The organism is Flavivirga eckloniae (genome assembly GCF_002886045.1).
GTDB lineage: Bacteria > Bacteroidota > Bacteroidia > Flavobacteriales > Flavobacteriaceae > Flavivirga > Flavivirga eckloniae.
In genome coordinates this window covers 3,943,383-3,963,483 of record NZ_CP025791.1, presented here as the reverse complement: position 1 = coordinate 3,963,483, position 20,101 = coordinate 3,943,383, and the positions used below count along the sequence as shown (strand labels likewise).

The 20,101-nt window shown below is 33.9% G+C and carries 18 protein-coding genes; 3 read left to right on the top strand and 15 right to left on the bottom strand.

The genetic code is table 11. From position 1 onward, the window contains the following. Positions 1–87: 87 nt before the first annotated feature. From C1H87_RS16405 to C1H87_RS16385, 5 genes are all read right to left on the bottom strand, one after another. Positions 88–543 carry a hypothetical protein gene (locus tag C1H87_RS16405; RefSeq protein ID WP_102756858.1) on the bottom strand — a complete coding sequence of 152 codons (456 nt, stop codon included), beginning with the start codon at positions 541–543 and terminating at the stop codon, positions 88–90. A gap of 304 nt (positions 544–847) precedes the next feature. Continuing rightward, positions 848–1,810 carry a carbon-nitrogen hydrolase family protein gene (locus C1H87_RS16400; protein ID WP_102756857.1) on the bottom strand — a complete coding sequence of 321 codons (963 nt, stop codon included), beginning with the start codon at positions 1,808–1,810 and terminating at the stop codon, positions 848–850. After that, the gene (locus C1H87_RS16395) at positions 1,810–2,712 is read right to left on the bottom strand and encodes a geranylgeranylglycerol-phosphate geranylgeranyltransferase (RefSeq protein WP_102756856.1); all 903 of its coding nucleotides are present in this window, start codon (positions 2,710–2,712) and stop codon (positions 1,810–1,812) included. Before C1H87_RS16395 ends, C1H87_RS16400 begins: the two co-directional genes overlap by 1 nt. Positions 2,713–2,834: 122 nt before the next feature. Beyond that, positions 2,835–3,764, bottom strand: a complete 930-nt coding sequence (locus tag C1H87_RS16390) for a mevalonate kinase family protein (protein ID WP_102756855.1) — start codon at positions 3,762–3,764, stop codon at positions 2,835–2,837. 30 nt (positions 3,765–3,794) lie between these two features. Beyond that, positions 3,795–4,904 (bottom strand): diphosphomevalonate/mevalonate 3,5-bisphosphate decarboxylase family protein, encoded by a 1,110-nt coding sequence (locus C1H87_RS16385; protein WP_102756854.1) that lies wholly within the window; start codon positions 4,902–4,904, stop codon positions 3,795–3,797. 129 nt (positions 4,905–5,033) lie between these two features. On the opposite strand from C1H87_RS16385, the gene C1H87_RS16380 reads away from it, so the two are divergent. Then, the gene (locus C1H87_RS16380; RefSeq protein ID WP_102756853.1) at positions 5,034–5,405 is read left to right on the top strand and encodes a hypothetical protein; all 372 of its coding nucleotides are present in this window, start codon (positions 5,034–5,036) and stop codon (positions 5,403–5,405) included. Here the strand turns inward: C1H87_RS16380 and C1H87_RS16375 are convergent. Further along, entirely contained in the window at positions 5,402–5,941 is a 540-nt protein-coding gene (locus tag C1H87_RS16375; protein ID WP_102756852.1) for a DUF1697 domain-containing protein, read from the bottom strand. The two genes, C1H87_RS16380 and C1H87_RS16375, sit on opposite strands and share 4 nt — an antisense overlap. A gap of 360 nt (positions 5,942–6,301) precedes the next feature. After that, positions 6,302–7,513: a BaiN/RdsA family NAD(P)/FAD-dependent oxidoreductase gene (locus C1H87_RS16370; RefSeq protein ID WP_102756851.1), complete on the bottom strand. Its 1,212-nt coding sequence runs from the start codon at positions 7,511–7,513 to the stop codon at positions 6,302–6,304. 48 nt (positions 7,514–7,561) lie between these two features. Between C1H87_RS16370 and C1H87_RS16365 the strand changes: the two genes are divergently transcribed. Further along, positions 7,562–8,404 carry a hypothetical protein gene (locus C1H87_RS16365; protein ID WP_233783181.1) on the top strand — a complete coding sequence of 281 codons (843 nt, stop codon included), beginning with the start codon at positions 7,562–7,564 and terminating at the stop codon, positions 8,402–8,404. Between the two features lie 43 nt (positions 8,405–8,447). Here C1H87_RS16365 and C1H87_RS16360 read toward each other — a convergent pair whose 3' ends face one another. The 8 genes from C1H87_RS16360 to msrB form a co-directional block, all read right to left on the bottom strand. Further along, positions 8,448–9,140, bottom strand: coding sequence for a LytR/AlgR family response regulator transcription factor (locus C1H87_RS16360; RefSeq protein ID WP_102756849.1), 693 nt, complete (start codon positions 9,138–9,140; stop codon positions 8,448–8,450). Then, the gene (locus C1H87_RS16355; RefSeq protein WP_102756848.1) at positions 9,137–10,192 is read right to left on the bottom strand and encodes a sensor histidine kinase; all 1,056 of its coding nucleotides are present in this window, start codon (positions 10,190–10,192) and stop codon (positions 9,137–9,139) included. Before C1H87_RS16355 ends, C1H87_RS16360 begins: the two co-directional genes overlap by 4 nt. Before the next feature lie 80 nt (positions 10,193–10,272). Then, the gene (locus C1H87_RS16350) at positions 10,273–11,391 is read right to left on the bottom strand and encodes a serine hydrolase domain-containing protein (protein WP_102756847.1); all 1,119 of its coding nucleotides are present in this window, start codon (positions 11,389–11,391) and stop codon (positions 10,273–10,275) included. Between the two features lie 458 nt (positions 11,392–11,849). Next, the gene (locus C1H87_RS16345) at positions 11,850–15,554 is read right to left on the bottom strand and encodes a metallophosphoesterase (protein WP_102756846.1); all 3,705 of its coding nucleotides are present in this window, start codon (positions 15,552–15,554) and stop codon (positions 11,850–11,852) included. Between the two features lie 32 nt (positions 15,555–15,586). Next, positions 15,587–16,810, bottom strand: coding sequence for a bifunctional alpha/beta hydrolase/OsmC family protein (locus tag C1H87_RS16340; protein ID WP_102756845.1), 1,224 nt, complete (start codon positions 16,808–16,810; stop codon positions 15,587–15,589). Positions 16,811–16,821: 11 nt separating this feature from the next. After that, positions 16,822–17,349 carry a peptide-methionine (S)-S-oxide reductase gene (locus tag C1H87_RS16335; protein ID WP_102756844.1) on the bottom strand — a complete coding sequence of 176 codons (528 nt, stop codon included), beginning with the start codon at positions 17,347–17,349 and terminating at the stop codon, positions 16,822–16,824. A gap of 53 nt (positions 17,350–17,402) precedes the next feature. Next, complete coding sequence (gene msrA, locus C1H87_RS16330; RefSeq protein ID WP_102756843.1) at positions 17,403–17,942, bottom strand: peptide-methionine (S)-S-oxide reductase MsrA; 540 nt, start codon at positions 17,940–17,942, stop codon at positions 17,403–17,405. Positions 17,943–18,158: 216 nt separating this feature from the next. Continuing rightward, positions 18,159–18,605, bottom strand: a complete 447-nt coding sequence (gene msrB, locus C1H87_RS16325; RefSeq protein ID WP_102756842.1) for a peptide-methionine (R)-S-oxide reductase MsrB — start codon at positions 18,603–18,605, stop codon at positions 18,159–18,161. Between the two features lie 273 nt (positions 18,606–18,878). Here msrB and C1H87_RS16320 point away from each other — a divergent pair, with 273 nt between their 5' ends. Next, positions 18,879–20,090 (top strand): Pycsar system effector family protein, encoded by a 1,212-nt coding sequence (locus C1H87_RS16320; protein WP_102756841.1) that lies wholly within the window; start codon positions 18,879–18,881, stop codon positions 20,088–20,090. Positions 20,091–20,101 lie beyond the last annotated feature (11 nt).

Below are 20,101 nucleotides of genomic sequence, written 5' to 3'. Positions count from 1 at the left end.
AATTATCACAAATATATATAAAATCTTACAAATTAGTATATGGTTTTACACTTCAAAAGACCTATTTTAACTTCTTTTGATTTTACCTTAATTGGATTGTACCGTAGTTTCTGTTCCTCTAGAAGTAACCGGATCTATATTCCATGAATAGGCTTCGATTGTTTTTACATCCGATAATTTTATACCTGCTGGAACGCCAATATTTGTAGCTTCAAATGTTATCTGATAAGCATTAAAATCGTTGGCTTCTGTTTCTTTTAAATCGTAATCTATAAAAAACTGTAATTTAGGATCTCCAGAGTTACTTATACAATACAATTGGTATACATTAAACTTTGGTGTTGGAAATGAAGCATCAATAAAAATTATGGCATCTATTTGAATTCGGTTATTTTTAGTTTGAAAAGATTCTACTAAAGGAGGGAATGGGGTCTTTGTGCTTTTGTGCAAAAAGGATATCTCACCGCTCAATATAACAGAGTTTATTTTTACCAGGTTGCCCGGTGGGATTTGTAATACGTCTTTTGAACTTGCAATACTCATAATTAAATAATTTAAATTAAAACTTATTTTAGATATTACTTTTTGTTTTTATAGTCATAAAACACAACTTATCCTCAACAACTTTTTTAATTCATAAAGTAATCATGAGAGAGCATCATCAAAACCACAATTAAGTAGCTAATTACTTACGCATCGTACGAATATAGCTAATTAATTATTTTGCAGCAAATTATTTTTGTAAACTTTAAAACTATAAAGTATTGGTTTTTAAATACAAAATACCATGAATCGAGCTACCCCGAGGTAAGCCTCCAGTAATTCTTTTCTATTAATAAGAGTAGATTTATTCCTTCGTGTTTTCTTTAAATGCAACTGTTGACTGTCGTTCTCTATTAACAGTCAATTTTGTTACATCTGGGCGCGAATAATGCCCAACAGGATCGAAGTTCTGACGTTCCTCCAATACACGATTAAAATCGATTGTATGTATAATTAAACCTTCTTTATCTAAAACAGGTTCAATAACCCATTCTCCATCTGGGCCAGCTATACAACTACCTCCATTGGCTAAAACATCTGGAGCTTTTTCTAATATCTGATCTAAATGCGGGGTATCTTTAGGAAAGTCTTTTTTAGTCATTAAACTGGATACTGATATTACGAAAGAACGCGATTCTCTAGCTATAAAACGGGTAATATCTTTTGTATTATGATCGCCTCCTGGCCATACAGCAATATGTAAATCTTCGCCTAAGCCATACAAAGCGGCTCTTGGTAAGGGCATCCAATTTTCCCAACAGTTTAATCCTCCAACCGTAAATTGTTTTAATGGATGTACCTGTAGCCCGTTTCCATCCCCCGGAGACCATGTTAAACGCTCATCATAGGTTGGTTGTAATTTTCTGTGTACCGATTGAATGTTTCCCTTTTCATTTATATATACTAAGGATGCATATACGCTATGTCCTCCCCTGTCTAACGGGCGTTCTATAATCCCCAGATAAATGGCTATTTTATGTTTTTTTGAAAGGTTACAAACCGATTCCAGATCACCCTTTTCTATGCAAATGGCATTAGACACATAATGCGCATGTAATTGTTTGTTTACCGTTTTATTCCACTCGGCACCTCCTGTTAATGCCAACCAAAATGGATAACCAGGAACTAAACCTTCACCAAAAACAATGAGTTCTGCTCCTTCTTTTGCACTATCTACAATAGATTGTTCAACCTTTTTTAAGGTCTCTGCTTTGTTTAACCAAACGGGCGAGATTTGTGCCAGTGCTACTTTTAATAAGTTTTCCATTAGATTCTGTTTAAAACGACGGTAACATCGATTAACAAAATACTAAAAACACCTAAAACAATAATAAGTTTTAACACATTATGTAGAATAAGATAGTGCGACTTTGTTTCCGATATCCAAATAAACACCAAAAACCCAAGTAATAATAATGTACTTAAATAAAAATATAAATACATATGCCCTACTCCAAATACGAACAGCAATAAATAGGTAGGGATTAGAGTTAAAACAGCCAAAATAGTCAGCATGACTTTAGATGCTTTTTCGCCGTAGGCAATTGGAATCGTTTTATAGTTCTGAACTAAATCGCCCTTAATGTTCTCTAGATCCTTGGTAAGCTCTCGCATGGAAATAATTAAAAACAAAAACATGGCATGTACAAAAATGACCTTTTCGAAATTTTTATAATACATAAAAATGGCGAAAAAGGGTGTAATGGTTAAAATAGCCGATGTTAGATTACCTATAAATGGTTGCTTTTTTAATTTATGCGAATAAAACCAAATGGCAAAAATGTAAATAGAAAAAAAGATAACTGCTTTAAACGAAACAGAACTAGCCATAATAACTGCTAAAAAGTTTAAAACAAAATAGAAAGAGAGTTTTGTATTCTGACTTACCAGCCTGTCTAACCTAGATTTAATAGGCCTGTTGATTAAATCTTTTTCTGAATCGTAAAAGTTATTTATAATATATCCCCCGGCTATTGTTAATGAAGAAGCTAAAACAATCATAAATAAATTAATATCGAAAACAACTTGCTTTAACGGTCTGTTGTGCGCTAAAATATAAATAGACGCCATATATTGGGCAATAACAATAATTAAGATATTGTATCCTCTAACAACAGAAAATAAGCTAAAAAATTTAAGTAGGATATGTTTTTGCCTTCTATTTAGCATAGAAACTTATTGTTGATATTCTAAACTTATTTCGAGGCTGCTTCAACTACCCGAAGATTAAACAAATGGACTCCCGGCAGATGCGCTTTTCGCAGAAGTTCAGAAAATGGTATGCGAGATATTTAGAAGTTATAAACGACTTCCAATTTATAATCGCGAAGCGATTTCTTTGCCTTATCAATATCTTCAGTAAATCCAAGAATATATCCACCGCCACCAGAACCGCAAAGTTTTAAATAGTATTCGTTTGTTTCTATTCCTTTTTTCCAAAGTTCATGAAACTGTTGTGGAATCATAGGTTTAAAATGGTTTAAAACCACTTTAGACAAACTCTTTGTATTCTTAAACAACGATTTAATATTTCCATTTAAAAAATCGTCTATACAAGCGTCGGTATGTTTTATAAATTGGTTTTTAAGCATACTACGGAAACCTTCTTGCTTCATGTTCTCCATAAAAAGACTTACCATTGGTGCCGTTTCTCCTATAATACCGCTGTCTAATAAAAACACTGCATTTTTCCCTTCGTTTTTTTGTGAAGGAATTCCCGTTGCTTCAATATTATCTTTAGATTTTATAAGGATTGGGATGCTTAAATAGCTATTTAATGGATCTAAACCAGAGGATTTACCATGAAAGAAAGATTCCATTGCCGAAAAAATGGCTTTTAATTTCAGCAACTTTTCACGTGTTAAATTCTCTAAAACCGTAATTTTATTCTGAGCATATTTATCGTAAATAGCTGCAACCAAGGCTCCGCTACTTCCAACACCATAACCTTGAGGGATAGAAGAATCGAAATACATACCAGCTGTTACGTGCTGCTTTAACAATTCTATATCGAAAGTCACTAATTCGGGGCTAATACCTTCTAAATAACTAACGAAACGCTTTAAACTTTCGTTTGATTCAACAGCGGCTTCCGAAGGGTTCTCATCGGTTTTTAAAGCGCCATTATAAAAGTTATAAGGAATAGACAACCCTTTAGAATCTTTTATAATTCCATACTCTCCGAAGAGTAATATTTTTGAGTAAAAAAGAGGTCCTTTCATCAAGTTATTTTTTGATTTGGTTTTACAAAATTACAATTGTTTTGCTCCAAAACCAATTCTATCGCTAATAAAATGCTCATTTTGACAATATGCAACTAGTTCATTTTTAATAAATTCGCTAATTTTTTCACTTTCTTTTTTAGGAAATAAAACATGAACATTTGCTCCCGCGTCCAAAGTAAAACATACTTTAGAGCCCGTTTTTTCTCTAAATGCCCATATTTTGTTTATTATTTCCAGAGTGTTTGGCTTCATTAAAATAAAATACGGCATACTGGTCATCATCATAGCATGAAGCGTTAGTGCCTCACTTTCAACTATTTCTATAAATCCATCCAAATTCCCTTTCTTAAACACGTTTATTAGGTTAGATAGGTTTTTATGAGCTTGCTTAAAACGTTCTTGTGCAAACGGATGACCATGCATTAAATTATGACCTACCGTACTGCTTACTTGCTTTTCACCTTTATCTACTAATAAAATAGTGTCTTGATATTCTTTAAAGTTTTGGTGCACTTCATATGGATATTTTACTCCAAAGAGGTCTGAACTTCCTTCAATATCGCCATGTTTTCCCCAAACCACTAAATCGCCTTCCAGGCTTCTACAGGCGCTTCCGGAACCTAAACGCGCTAAGAATGATGCTTTTTGAATAAAAAAACTATCGGAAAAAGACCTTTCGACTGCGCTCAAGCTGCCATCGGATTCCATTAGTGATTTTTCAATACTCATTAAGCACATAGCCAAAGCACTCATACCACTAGCTGAAGATGCAATTCCAGAACTATGCGGAAAGGTGTTTGAGGTTTCAATTTTAAAGTGATAGTGTTTTAAAAACGGTAGATATGCTTCAATTCGATTGAAGAAAGTCTCAATTTTTGGTTTAAAACCATCCTTTTTATCACCATCTAAAAAAACATCAAAAGAAAACTCATCTTGATTTTCTTTTTTTGAAAAACTCACTGTTGTAATCGTTTTACAATTATCGAGTGTAAAACTAACGGAAGGATTTTCTGGAATTTGATGTTCTTTTTTACCCCAATATTTAACTAAAGCGATATTACTTGGCGACGACCATGTAAAACTTCCACTTTTAATAGAGTTTGCGTAGGGTTTTGGTATAAATTGATCTTCTTGCATTCTTGTTTAAATCTGCCATTTAATTTGGCAAAAATAGGAAATATCCAATTGGTCACCTATTTGTAAATTATTATTTGGCGCAACCTAACTAATGCTTTTGCATCTAATAAACAAAACATTGAAAATACTATGAAAAAAATCATCCTACTTTTAGCCCTCGCCGGTATTATCTACTCTTGTTCAGATGATGACAAACCAATTCAAAATGAACTAAATGGTACATGGCACTTAATTGATGTAACTTGCGAATGTAAACCTGTAGATTTCCAGATAGGTGAACATGTTTGGAGTTTCAATTTAGAAAACAATAAAATAACTGTTGTCAATAATCCCTCTGAAAACCTGGAAATATTAAGTTCTGGGAATTATGATTTCTCATTAAGTGAGGGCAAAATAACAATCTTATCGGTTGAATATGATTATTATTTCAAGGATGGGTATTTATTCTTATCCGATCATCCCGAAGTTGATGGCCCTTTAATGAAATTTACAAGAAACTAGGATTCATCCGAAGTCATTTCTAAAAGTTTCACCATAGTCTTATAATTCCTAGCGGTAGATGTTGTTTTAAGCTTACGCTCAAAAAAATTATTGTTGTATTTGGCTTTTCCGTAACCTATCGAACAGTAAAAATAAATGCAGTTGTTAGTTATAACAAACTCCTCATTTGGATACGACATTTCTGCCGCTTCTTTAACCAACGCTGTATCTGGAATCGAATATAGTAACGTAAAATAACTGTTCGTTTTTTTCTCTTCCGGAAATGGGCACTCATCAAAAACCTGCTGTAGTTCTTTTGGTGTTTTAACAAGAATCGGCACTTCGAAACCAAAATGTGTTTTAATTGCCTGATGTATTTTAAGTTCTAGTTTTGCGTTATCCTTTTCGGGTGACTTAAAAATAACATTTCCGCTTTGGATGTAAGTCTTTACATTTTTCAATCCCGTATTGGTAAGTAACTCCCTTAGCTCTGCCATGGGGATTTTCTTTTGTCCGCTTACGTTAATACCTCTTAAAAGTGCTATGTATACTTGCATTTAAAAAATTTGTTTTTAGAATTCCTTCATTATCTTTTTTTTTCATATCACCCATTATTGCTTTGTAAACTTCCTAAGCCTTAGAAAAATGAGACGCAGTGTCCTTTAATTTATAATTATGATATATTTTCATATAAACTTAAAGTTTTATTAAGAGCACACCCCTTACCCCCAATGTCATTTAGTTAAGGAAATTTATGTCTGTTCAAGCGCAGTCGAGAACTTTTTAACATCAATGAATAAAGAGGTTTCGACTTTAGCCTGTCTTGAGCGTAGACGAAAGGCCCAATCTGACATTGAGAACTTAAAAACTCTTAACTAAACGACATTGCCCTTACCCCTCTTTTTAGAGGGGAAATGTTAATCTGCAATAGACTTCGCAACAATATAAGCCCCAGTCCATGCATTCTGAAAATTAAAACCACCGGTTATGGCATCTATATTTAATATTTCGCCAGCAAAATACAGGTTGTTATGAAGTTTACTTTCGAAGGTTTTAAAATTAACCTCTTTTAAATTGATACCTCCAGCTGTAACAAACTCTTCTTTAAAGGTACTTTTGCCGGTTACATTAAAAACGGCTTGTGTTAGTTGCGATGCTAATGCTTCCAATTGTTGTTTGTTTGTATCTGCCCAAGTCGTCGTTGTTGCGATATTAGACGCTAACACTAATTGTTGCCACAACCGTTTAGGCAAATCATATTGCGCAAACTTAAATACAGTTTTCTTGGCTAAATCTTGTTTAAATGTTTTTAAAGTATCCAAGCAATCTTCGAAAGTTTGTCTGATGAAATCAATTTCTATTTGAAATTTATAATCACGTTTTGCCAGTTCCAAAGCACCAAAAGCTGAAAGTTTTAAAATTGCCGGAGCACTCATACCAACATGAGTGATAAGCAATGGTCCTTCGGACTCTAATTGACTACCAACCACCTTAACCGCTACATTTTGGGCTACAACCCCTGGAATATCTTTAATGCGTGGATCTTTAATATCGAACGTAAAAAGTGAAGGTACGGGCTGTACAATGGTATGTCCTAAAGATTCTACAAGACTCCAAACTTTTGGACTACTACCTGTTGCTATTAGTATTTTTTGTGATGTAAAAGTACCTTGAGCCGTTTCCAGCTCCCATAATTCGTTGTGTTTTTGAATCGACTTTACGACATGATTGTACAATATCTCAACGCCATTCTTTTTTGCTTCATTTAAAAAGCAATCAATAATGGTTTGCGATGAATTCGACACAGGAAATATACGCCCATCATCTTCAATTTTTAATTCTACTCCCCGTTTATCAAACCACTCCATTGTATCTCCGGTCATAAACTGATGAAACGGTCCCAGTAGCTCCTTTTCTCCTCTCGGATAGTTTTGCACCAATTCCGAAGGTATAAACTCCGCATGGGTAACATTACAACGCCCGCCTCCAGATATTTTTACCTTTTGAAGCCCTTCTTTAGCCCGCTCTAAAATAGCTACTTTTAAACCCGGATTAAACTCTGCAATATTAATGGCAGCAAAAAAACCTGCTGCTCCACCTCCTACAATAATAACGTCGTATTCCTTCATATTAAAAATTACTGCGTAAATTTAGCATTATAAATGATGAAAGCCCAAATGAATAAATTTCTTTTGTTAGCAATACTATTAACAGTTTCCTGCAATCAGGATAGCACTCATGTAATTGCCGATTTACCTAAAGTCTTAAATGAAGCTTCAGGAATAGATACCACTACAAAATCGGATGTAATATGGATGTTGAATGATAGCGGAAACAGCTCTAAAATTTATGGTTTGAATAGAAACGGAATCATAGAAAAGGAGCTGAAAATTGACGCCAAAAATCATGATTGGGAAGATTTATCATCAGATAATGAAGGTAATCTTTATATTGGTGATTTTGGTAACAATACTAATAAACGTAAAAATTTAGTCATTCTTAAGGTTAGTGCGGAGGCTTTAAAGGGTTCTGATAAAGCTGCTGTTGAACGTATTTCTTTTAAGTATTCGAATCAGGAAAAATTCCCTCCTAAAAAGAAAAAAATGCATTTCGATTGCGAGGCGTTCTTTCATTATAATGATAGTTTGTATTTGTTTACCAAAAGTCGTGTGAAAAACGATTTTGGTAAAACACACTTATATAAGATCCCTGCTAAAAAAGGTAATCATGTCGCTGAGTTGATTAGTACGTTTAGTTCTTGTAATACGTCCAATTGCTGGGTAACCTCAGCCGATATAAGTGATGACGGCAAGCAAATGGTGCTATTAACCCAAAAATCGTTTTTTGTGTTTATCAATTTCACTTCAAATGATTTCTTTAATGGTACTTTTAAACAATATGATTTTAAATACGAATCGCAAAAAGAAAGTATTTGTTTTAAAGATAAAAACACAGTTTACATTACCGATGAAAAGGCTCATGGTGATGGCGGGAATTTGTATGAATTCAAGCTAGATTAAGTAACTACTAGTATACAAGCCCCCTATTTAGAGAACAATTACATTAATGATGTTTATTTGATTTAACTTTTGTTGTTACTTCTTTTTTAAGGCGTATACTTAATGGTAATATATGTTCTCTTATAAAAACTTTATTATCTAAGATTTTGTCAATTTTATGTAAAGCTACCAAAAATGACTTATGGATTTTTATAAAATCTTTTTCTGGCAATAAGGCCTTAATACCTTTAAGAGTACTATGAGTGATGAGGGTTTCATCTATGGTTACAATTTTAACGTAATTTTGTTGTGCTTCTATATATAAAATGTTACTCAATTTTACTTTTTTTATTTCTTTATCCTGTTTAATAAACAAATGGCTTTCCAAGGTCTTTTCATACATAAGATTACACACTTTCTCTACTGATTGTTTGAAACGTTCAAATGAAATAGGTTTTACCAAATAATCAATCACATTGAAGTCGTAGCTTTCTAATGCGTATTCTGAGTATGCTGTTGTCATAATGATCGCAGGAGTATCTTTCTGTGTTTTAAGCCATTCTATGCCTGTAATTATTGGCATTTGAATATCTAGAAATAAAATATCTATGTAATTTTCTTGCAAAAATGTTTGAGCTTGTCTAACATTTTTGCAAACCCCAATGACCTCTAGATATGAAATTTCATGACAATACCCTTTTATAGCTTCTCTAGCTAAGGGTTCATCATCTACAATAAGGCATTTCAATATGATCATTTAAAATATATTTTTAGAAATACCTGATAGACATTTCCTTTTTGAATGATATTTAAGCTGTGTCGATCTGGATATAAGAGCGCTAATCTTCGTTGTACATTTTTTAATCCAATACCTCCAACATTTTGATTGTTTTCCTGTAAATCAAAAGTGTTTTCTATCTTGCAAGTTAGTACCTTATCAATCTCTTTTATAAAGATAGTTACTCTATTTTTGCTAGGGTTATCATCATCACTCAAATGTTTAAAGGCATTTTCGATAAATGGTATAAGCAGTAACGGGGCTATCTGTTGTTTTTCATTTTTATTAGCAATATCACATACTAATATAATATCGTCGCCTTTCCTAATTTTCTCTATTTCAATATATTGTAAAATATAACCTAGCTCCTTATTTAAAGCGATTTTTTGAGTTCCACTTTCATATAGTTGATAGCGGAGTAAGTTAGAAAATTGAAGTAATGTGTTCTTTGCGAGTGCACTATTCTTTTCTATGAGGTGATAAATACTATTAATGCCATTAAATAAGAAATGAGGATTAAGTTGCGCTTTCAAATATTTGAGTTCGCTATTGTGCGTCTCTTTCAAAAGCTCTTGTTTTATTTTTTCTGATTTGAAATACTCTAAAGGGAACCGGAATAAAAATCCTAAAAAAGTATAAAAAACATTAAAAACAAAGTCTGGAAATAACCAAATAATAAAAAACTCAAAAAAAGTAAATCCTTCATCTAAAACATTGTTAGTAATAGTATAGTAATAGTTCAAATATCCTTCGGCACTACTAATTAAAACAAAAAAGAGTATGGTTGACAACAGAAATTTTGAAATTTTGTTTTTTATAAAAAAACAAGGAACTGTAAAAAAGTACTGCCAATAAAACAGTAACATGTTACTTAAAATTCCATAAGCAAAAGCAATGTACAATAAATTGTTTTCGATAGAAAAACCATTCCAAGAAAGGTTTTTAAAACCTAAAAATGCAAGACTCCAATGCGCACCCCAAAAAGTGAAGTGTGCAATAAAAATCCAGCTTTTAAATGTTTTCTTCATCATAAATTCAGGTCACTTGTTTTATATGTGCTTCAACTAAATTCTTCGGTAATTTAGTAGTTTTAGAATTATTAGTCCTTTATTTAATTGATAAGATTAAGGATTTTAAAACACAAAGAATCTATAGATTGGCTTTTGGGGTGAAAAGCAGAAATATTGGTGAGCATAATAACACTTTTTTGTGTGCGTTTGTTGATAAGCATACATGAAGTATATCCTCCTGTTCCTCCATTGTGAAAAAGGATTTCCTGATCACCTTGGCTAATAATGTGCCAACCCAATCCTAGGGAAACTTGCTTGTTTTCTATATGCGTAACTTTTTGTGTCAAATTATAAACGGTAGAATTCTCCATATGTTTTCTTGCAAATTTTTCTAAATCTGTTACACTCGATTTTATTGCACCAGCACCTTCAAGAGCATCAAAATTCCAATTGGATGTTACCTGCCCTTGTGGATCGAGTCCTTTAACTAGATTAGTTTCTGGAATTTGTTTCAAAATCGTGGTAGAGTTATTCATCCCTAAAGGCTTGAATATTTTTTCCTGTAAAAGCTCTTCATAGCTTTTTTTGGTTTTCAGTGTTAATAAATGGCCTAATAATCCCGTACCAAGATTAGAGTAAACACTTTTTTTACCCGCAGCAGTTTTTGTTTTGAAATCAGTTTTTAAATATTCATATAATTTATCTGAAGTATAAGAACGGTAAGGATCGCTTTCGTCAAGAGCTATTAAAGGCATTATATTTTGAGGTAGAGAAGGCAATCCTGAAGTATGATTAGCTAACATTTTTAATGTTATGCTTGTTTGTTCCTTGGAGGGACTTTCCAACTGAAAAGGAAGCAAATCTAAAACATGATCATTCAATGATAATTTCTTTTCGATAACCAATTCAGAAAAAAGCGTAGATGTAAATACTTTTGTAATAGAACCTATTTCAAAAATAGCATTTTGATTGGTTTCGATTTGTAGGGTGTCATTTTTTCGAATAACCCCAAAAAACTCACTTTGTTTGCCATTTATTAAAGCGAGTGAGATTTCTGTTTTATTAGGAAAAAAAGCAAGGTTTTCCTCCAAAAGAATAGCGATTTTGTCATTTTCAATTTTGCCTTGAAGGTTTCCTTGTGCTTTCAAGGTATTAAAACACATAGATGCTAAGGTTAAAAAAATAGCAACTAATATAATTTTGAGTGTGATAGAAGTCATAATTTTATTTTATTTCTTCGAAAATAGATAATACACATAGAGATGTTAATCTATTTTGATTAACGCCTCTATTTTTTTGACAAACGTGGAAAAAGAACAAAAAGCCCCTTTATGGTATTTAATAGCTGCAGAAAGTTGAATCTTTTTATCAAAATCACTTGGATTAATCATAGCCCATTATTTAACTAAAAAATGCGTTCAATTAGTCAACAAATAGTATTGAGTTAGTTATCAAAATATAAGAGCCCTGATAGGCTTAAAAACCTGGTAGGTTTTAAAAACAAAGAAGTAAAGAATTTATTATAGGTTTAGTCATAAAAATTATGCTAAAGGATGAATCACTTCTATAATCTATTAATTATTAGAAAAAGAACTCGATATAAAAACAGCCAAATTCTAACGGCAAACACACTATATTTTAAGATTCAATTAATGAGACCCTGAAACGAGTTCAGGATTTAAAACCCAAATCCTAGTCTAAAAGCTAAACGCACGCCATCATCGCTATTAAATGCCGATAGGTTTAACGTAACCATATCTGCAGCATTGGCAAAAATACCACCACCTATGGAAGTGTTCCAATCGTTCGAATGGTCACTTTGCGTTAGCAAGGTATCGTTATCAACCCATACGCGACCATAATCCACGCCGCCATACAAACCAATATTTAAAGGGAGCAATCCAGTTTTTACTTTGCGTAAATTCAAACGCAAATCGGTACTTTGCACAAAAGCGCTTTTACCAGTAAACCGTTCGTTCCTATAGCCTCTTAAACCGTTATTGGCACCTATATTAGCGCCCTGGTAAAACTCAAAATCATCACCAAAATTAACATGACCTTTTAGTTTTGTTGCCAGTACTAATTGACCACTGGGCACCAATCTATAATCGAAACTCAATTCTGGAATTAAATACGCAAACCCTTTAGACTTGTCTATATTATTTTTATATCCCGTTTGCAACGCTATCATCATTCCAAAAGTTGGAAATGCTTTGTTATCATAGTTTTCATATTGGTATTTGGCATCAACTCCCCAAAAATCGTTTTCGACTTCCATATTATCTCCAATAAACCGATCGTTAATAAAACGTCCTTCGGTTTCTTCAACTTCATAAGATTCGTACGATATTCCCACCTTAAAACTAGCTCCTAAACGACCTCGCCATATTAACGATGGTTCAAATTTTAATGTACTTAACTTAACACGGTTATAATCTAACCCTACATCAAAACCATCATTTTCATCGGCTTCCGGATTGGGGGTATTATTACCATATCCGAAGAAGTTAACAGCATAATTAGGGCTTGTAAATTGAGCTTGCAAACCTAAATTCATGGTGCCAACAACATTGGAAAATTCACCATTGTATCCTAAATCGAATCCATCTGTAGCGAAGTAATATGCTCCGGAAATAATATGTTTGTATGTAAAAGGGTTACGATCAAAACCAAAATTGGTTAAGGTATTGGAGAACCCTATTTTAAGACCATCGTCAGGATTAGAACCTATAATTGGAATTAATTGATTGCTACTGTTTTTTAGCTTTTTATAATCGTACACATTTGTTTCATAATCATCGGTAAGCTTCTTTCGTCCTTTGTTGGTAGTAAATGTACTTGCCTTCGATTTATAATCGTAAACAATTACCCGCTTACCATTTTTAATGGTATAGGTGTCATTATTTTGCCCACCTATTAATCTAATTTGTATGAGTTTATTTCCTTCGCCAGAAACCTCAAACACATCTTTATCGTCTAGTCCATAAATCCAGATTTCCTTAGTATTATCACAAGAGTATGTTCTTTCATGAAACACGTCGGACTTCTCATCATTTTTAATTCTATAAGCTGTAACTTTAGTATTCCCATTTGGCATTCGTTCTATTTGAAACCAATCGTCTTTATCTGTTCCTTTAACAACAGCAAACTTGTTTATATGGTTATAATACTTATCAGAAATTACCTGTAAATTAGTTCGCCTCCCGATAAGTTTACGTTTTATGTCTTTTATGGTTTCTTTACTAACTTCTGGCGGAAAATTTAAAAACGCGGCATCAATAACAGCATCTGTAAGGTTTTCTGTAATATACTTTACCTGTGCGTCCCAAACACTTTTACCAGATTGATTAATTAAAGTCATATCTAAAGGATAGGGCTCTAAATTGAACCATTTCGGACTTTTTAAATCTTCTTTATAACTCCTTAACAATCGTAAAGAAGGAATAATATTTGTTACAAAACTAAGCAAAGTACCATCTGCCATAATCGAAAACGCCTGATCACGGTCTCTTGGCATAGGGCGATATATATCCTTACCTTTTTCCTTAAATTTTGCCCAACGCCATTGGTCTTCGTGCCTGTCCCAATCGCCAATAAGCATATCGAACAAACGCGCTCTTATATAAGCTGGCTCATCTAGAATATGATCTTCGTCTTCCTTTAATTCTTTTAGCAAATCGTCTGTGCTAATAAGTTTGTTTGAAAATCCAAAACTTGCCTTATCACCATGACCCGAGCTTGCTCGTTCTTCAATCATATAAAGCTCATTTCCAAATTCGTCATTAAACTGTCCCAATCTATCCTGTTTAGGTACGTAATAAAGTACCGGATTGGTGTGATAAACATCTACTGCATCAGCTAGTGTTCCTATAGTAAATGGCGCGTAGGGGTGAGAACCGGTAAAAATATCCATCAACAATCCTTCAGTGTAAGAGTCATCGAATTGTCCTTCTATATATTGATCTTTAAATGCCACAGCTTGTATATATTGAATGGCATTTTTTCGAAGCGCCCGCATAACATATTCCCTTCCTTTAGCGTCTTCTAATCTTAAGGATTTTGATTGATGTCCACCTCCCTTTCTAACTGGTGTTAACCCTCCAAAAAGTGTATCGAGCCTTACCGTTGGCGCTTTAACTTTTGTTCTAAATGCATCACGATAACGCTTGCCCCATAACATTCTATATACACCGCCCTTGCTGGCTTCTTCTTCGGAATATATCGAAGCTATGGCTTCTTTTTCGGTAAATGCTTTATAACTATTATTTACTCTTGTTTTCTCACCTTCTAAAACCTGGGTTTGAAAGACAATGGTATTATCTTCGGCTGAATAAAAACGAACATACGATGATCCATCTTTAAACACATCAAGCCTAGCATAACCTTGTATTCCATAGGAAAACTGACCTTTCCCGGCATTGCGGGTTGCCGTTTCCTTAGAGCCCGATCCGCTGACAATTTGCGGTATGTTATCTTTTAAAATGTATTGCAGATTATGGTCGTGACCAGATACAAAAACGACTTTATCGTTCTCTTGAGATAGCGTGATAATACGCTTTCTAAACTCATTGTACGCTTTGTTTTGAGTATCTACAATCGTTACACCTCCTGTTTTGCGTATTACATTTTTTAGGGTTCCTAAAACCGGAATGGGTTTCATATGGCTACTAAAAGAATACTGACCACCATGAGGCCCATTGGTAAACATGGGATGATGTAAGGCCACAATAGTTGTTTTGCCCCGCGCTTTCTTTATTAGGCTTTCAAATTCATCAAAAAACTTAGTTCTAGTTTTTATTTCGCAATTATCATTTATGGTTGGGTGCTTGTCCCAATTGGTTAAATACCATTCCGAGTCAACAACAATCATAACAATATCGTCCGAAATATTTACCTTTTCAATAGGACAACCATTTTCCGGCAGAAAGGTATTCTTACCCAAAATGTTTTCAACGTATTTTTCTTGTCTTTTTAAGCCTTTTAGGCCATTACTATACCAATCGTGATTTCCCGGAATAAAAACGGCATTGCCCTTAAAGTCTTTTACGGCTTCTGTTTGAATGTTTAGCTGATGTTCTGCAAACGCTCTGCCTTCTTCATCCTTTTTAGGCAACCCTTTCGGATATATGTTATCCCCTAAAAAAAGTGCGGTACTGTTTTTTGATGCTTTATTTAATGTAGCTTTAAACGCCTGCAACGCTTTTGAAGAGGAATCTAATGGTGAATTACCGGCATCGCCTATTAAATAAAAGGAATGAGCTATCTCCTTTTCAGGAAAAGAGCTGCTTGTATTCGTGCTTTTATATTGTGGCTTGTAGGTAGCACAAGCACTAAATATAAGCATGTTAACTACAACAAAAATGGTTTTGTAATTTATATTCATACGAGGGTTTTACGAATGTTTAAAGATAGTGATTAATCATTTATAATGGTTGTATTAAAAACGACTTCACTTGCAATAGTCTTATGTACCGGGCATTTTGATGCTATTTCTTTTAAACGCTGTTTTTGTGTCTCATCTAAATTACCAACAAACTTCAATTTTTTGCTAATATGGTCTAAATAAGTTGGTTTTTCTATTTCCAAACCTAAATCGTCACTATGCTTTCTGGAATGCGTTACATATACAAACACTTCTTGCAAATCCCATTGTTTACGTTGTGCATACATTTTTAAGGTCATAGCAGTACAGGCTACCAATCCGGCATTAAGGTACTCGTAAGGTGAAGGCCCAAAATCGTCTCCCCCAATAGAAGCAGGCTCATCTGCAATCATAGTATGGTTTTTAGTTTGAATTGAGGTTGTAAAATTATCTTCAATCAAATTTAAATGCCCTACTAATTGCTCGCCTTTGGTTTCTAACATTTTATTCTCTTTGGGCTCAAAATAACGCTGAACCCAAGTTCCAATTACATTACCGGCATATTGACTATCTTTTGAATTGGACAATAAATGGTCTGCATTATCGAGCGTTACAAAACTTTTGGGGTGATGTGCATTATGATATAACTGCTCTGCATTTTTTATACCAACTACAGTATCTGTAGGTGCATGTAAAATTAATAATGGCTTACGTAATTGCTTTACAATGGTAGGTAAGTCTGTTTTATCGAAATCTTCAACAAAATCCTTATCAATTTTAAAAGGGCGACCTCCAATATTAACTTCTACCTCTCCTTTTTCTCTTACGTCTTCAATGCCATGAGAGAATAGATGTTTTACGTGGCTTACTGTAGCTGGTGCCCCAATAGTTGCAACGGCTTTGATATTTTCTAATTGGGATGCAGCCGAAAGCACTGCTGCCCCGCCAAGTGAATGACCGACTAATAGGGATGGTGCTTCGTAATTAGAATTCATATAATGACTCACCGCTATTAAATCGTCTACATTGGCAGAAAAATGACTCTCGGCAAACTCGCCCTCGCTTCTTCCTAAACCTGTAAAATCGAACCTAACAACGCCAAACCCATAATTGGTTAATGCCCTGCTAATATTTTTCACGGCACTTAGCGAACTTGTGCATGTAAAACAGTGCGCAAAAATGGCGTAATAATTTGGTTTTTGATTTGCTGGCAACTCCAAATACGCTTGAAGCTTCAAACCTTTATTATTTTGTATCTGTAATTTCGAACTTTTCATTTTTAAAATCTTTATACTGTAGTCGCTTCTACATGTCTTACTTTACTCGGATTAACCTGATGGGAAAACCTTTGTAACAGGAACCTTAGCTTAGGAGCTATAAATGTTTTGCAAAAAGGTTTATTAGGATCTTTTTGGTAATAATTTTGAATGGCTTCTCTTGAAGGTTTAAAGGATTGAAAAGGGTAAATCTTCGTGATTAATTTATTTTCAAAATCTTCCTGAAAGCCTTTAATGATATTTTCCGATTCCTCCATTTGTGATTCTGAAAATGTATAAACGGCAGACCTATATTTACTTCTCATAGAATGGTTGCTTGTACTTTTATGAGTATATAGGTGAACTTCTATAAGCGTTTTTAACGGCATGAGTTCTGAATTAAAATGGACTATAACCGCTTCGGAGAAATTGTTGTTTTCATTAATTGAAGCTACATAACCCTGCTCTACCTTATCAACACCTATTAATGATTGAAATACCGCTTCTGTACACCAATGACAACCACCTCCTAATACTATTTTATTAAGCTTATTGTTCATAATGATACTTATGACTATTTATTTTCGACAGATTTTCCTAGAAAATCAAGGGCTTACTTTAGTTTGTCCGCATGAAGCTTTCGTAGTTTTGCCAATTTTGGGGTAATTACAAAGTTGCAATAGCCTTGTTCCTTATTATTTCTGTAATAGTTTTGGTGATAGTCTTCTGCTTCGTAAAACTTATCTAAAGCAGTAATTTCGGTAACAATAGGGTTTTCATAATAAGGTGCCACTTCTTTTAAAACAACCTCTGCTATTTCTTTTTGTTTTTCGTTATGATAATAAATCACCGATCTGTATTGGGTGCCTTTATCTGCACCTTGTTGATTTAAAGTTGTGGGATCGTGAGTGGTCATGAAAATAATTAGGATATCTTCATAAGAAATGATATTGGCATCAAACGTAACCTGTACAACTTCTGCATGTCCTGTTAAACCAGAACAGATCTCTCTGTAGGTTGGATGCCCGGGAACATTTCCACCAGAATATCCTGAAACTACTTTTTCTACACCTTTTACCTCTAAGAATACTGCTTCTGTACACCAAAAACAACCGCCGCCAAATGTGGCTATTTGTATATTTTTATTTGTCATATTTTTTAATCCTTCTGTCTCCAATTCTTGGTGAAACGCTTCTGACTTTCAACTCTTTCCGAATTGAAAATTGCTTTCGTTTTGCTTTGCTTTGCTTCGACTACGCTCAGCAACCGTACTCTCAGCAACCGTACGCTTCATAACCGTACGCTTGGTAACCATACACTCAGCAATCATAGGCTCTGCAACCGTAGGCTATACAACCAAAAGACTTTTTTATTCTTTTTCTAATTGCATGGATTCCGAATTTATGCAATAACGCAATCCACTGGGTTCTGGTCCGTCGGGGAACACGTGCCCTAAATGCGCATCGCAAGTATTGCACATTACCTCAACGCGTACCATTCCATAAGAGGTATCTCTTTCGTACTTTATAGCGTTTTCTTTAATGGGCTGTGTAAAACTGGGCCAACCAGTTCCTGAACTAAATTTAATTGTAGAATCGAACAGAGGGGTATTACAGCACACGCAATTATATTTACCTGCATCGTGTGTAGTACAAAGTGCTCCACTATGGGCGCGTTCGGTGCCTTTCTTTCTGGTAATTCTAAATTGTTCCGGGGTTAATTGAGCGCTCCATTCTTTATCTGTTCTTTCAACTCGTCTATCTGGAGTAGGGTTTCCGTTTACAGAAAAATTGATGACTTCTTTCCAGGTTAGCATAATAATAGTTCCTTTCTTTTTTATCTCAATACTAGTCTTAATTGAATTCAATTCCTTACAGGTTATCACTCAACATCATTAAGTTAAGGATTAAGTCAATCTTAGCGTTTCAACTGCGCTTAGTATGACTGAACATAATAAATTATTTAACCTAATAACGTCGAGGTCTTATATTTAACAACACTGTAAAGCTGTATTGAAATATACGACAAATTATAGCGTTAACTGGACATTAATTAAAGTTTAGTATTTTTACTCAAAATCATTTCTTTTATGGAAAATCTAATTATTGATGCAGAGAAATATGTTATTCAATATTTAAACGAGAACCTTGATAACAAATTTGTTTACCATAATTTATCGCACACTCAAGATGTGGTAAAAAAGACCAATGAACTGATTGAGCATATTGACCTAAAAGAAACTGATAAGTTACATTTAATACTATGCGCCTGGTTTCATGATACAGGCTACGCCCAAAGTATTGAAAACCATGAAGCGGAAAGCGTAAAAATTGCAAGTGCTTTTTTAAAGGAACGTAACGTCCCAGAAGATGATATAAAACGTGTATGTGACTTGATTTTAGCAACCAAAATGGACTATGTGCCAAAAAATGAGTTGGAAAAAATAATCAGAGATGCCGATTGCGCCCACATTGGCGGTAAAAGATTTAGCGATCTTACGGAGCTACTTCGAAAGGAATGGGAACTTGTATGCGACAAGAAACTTAGTGAAGCAGAATGGTTGAACATGAACATTGACTTTTTGGCCAAGGAACACAGGTTTTATACGAATGAGGCTTCTGCTAAATGGGACAAAACTAAAAGCAAAAACCTCTCCCAATTATTAAAAGCTCAAAACAAATTAAAACAAGACACTACCAAACTGAAACATAAAAAAGAGGAATTAAGCTTTAAAAAGAATAAGGTAGCTCTACCAGAACGTGGTGTTGAAACTATGTTTAGGGTAACGCTTAAAAACCATATTACTTTAAGTAATATTGCCGATACGAAGGCTAATATTTTATTATCGGTTAATGCTATTATTGTGTCTTTAGTGCTTTCTAATTTGGTTTCTAAATTAGACAATGCTTCTAACCAATATTTAATTGTTCCCACCATTATTTTTGTATTGTTTACGGTTGTATCTATTATACTATCCATTTTAGCAACGCGCCCAAATGTAACTAGCGGTAAGTTTACTAAAGATGATGTAGCCAACAAAAAGGTGAACTTATTATTTTTTGGTAATTTCCATAAAATGAGCCTAAAAGATTTTGAATGGGCCATGGGTGAAATGATGCAGGATAAGGAATATCTTTATTCTTCTATGAAGAAAGACCTGTACTTTCTTGGATTGGTTTTAGATAAAAAATACAAAATACTTCGACTTACTTATAGTGTATTCATGCTAGGTATTATAGTGAGTGTTATTTCGTTTGCTATAGCTTTTCAATTTTACTCGGGAGCGACTTCTACGTTATAATAAAATTTAAA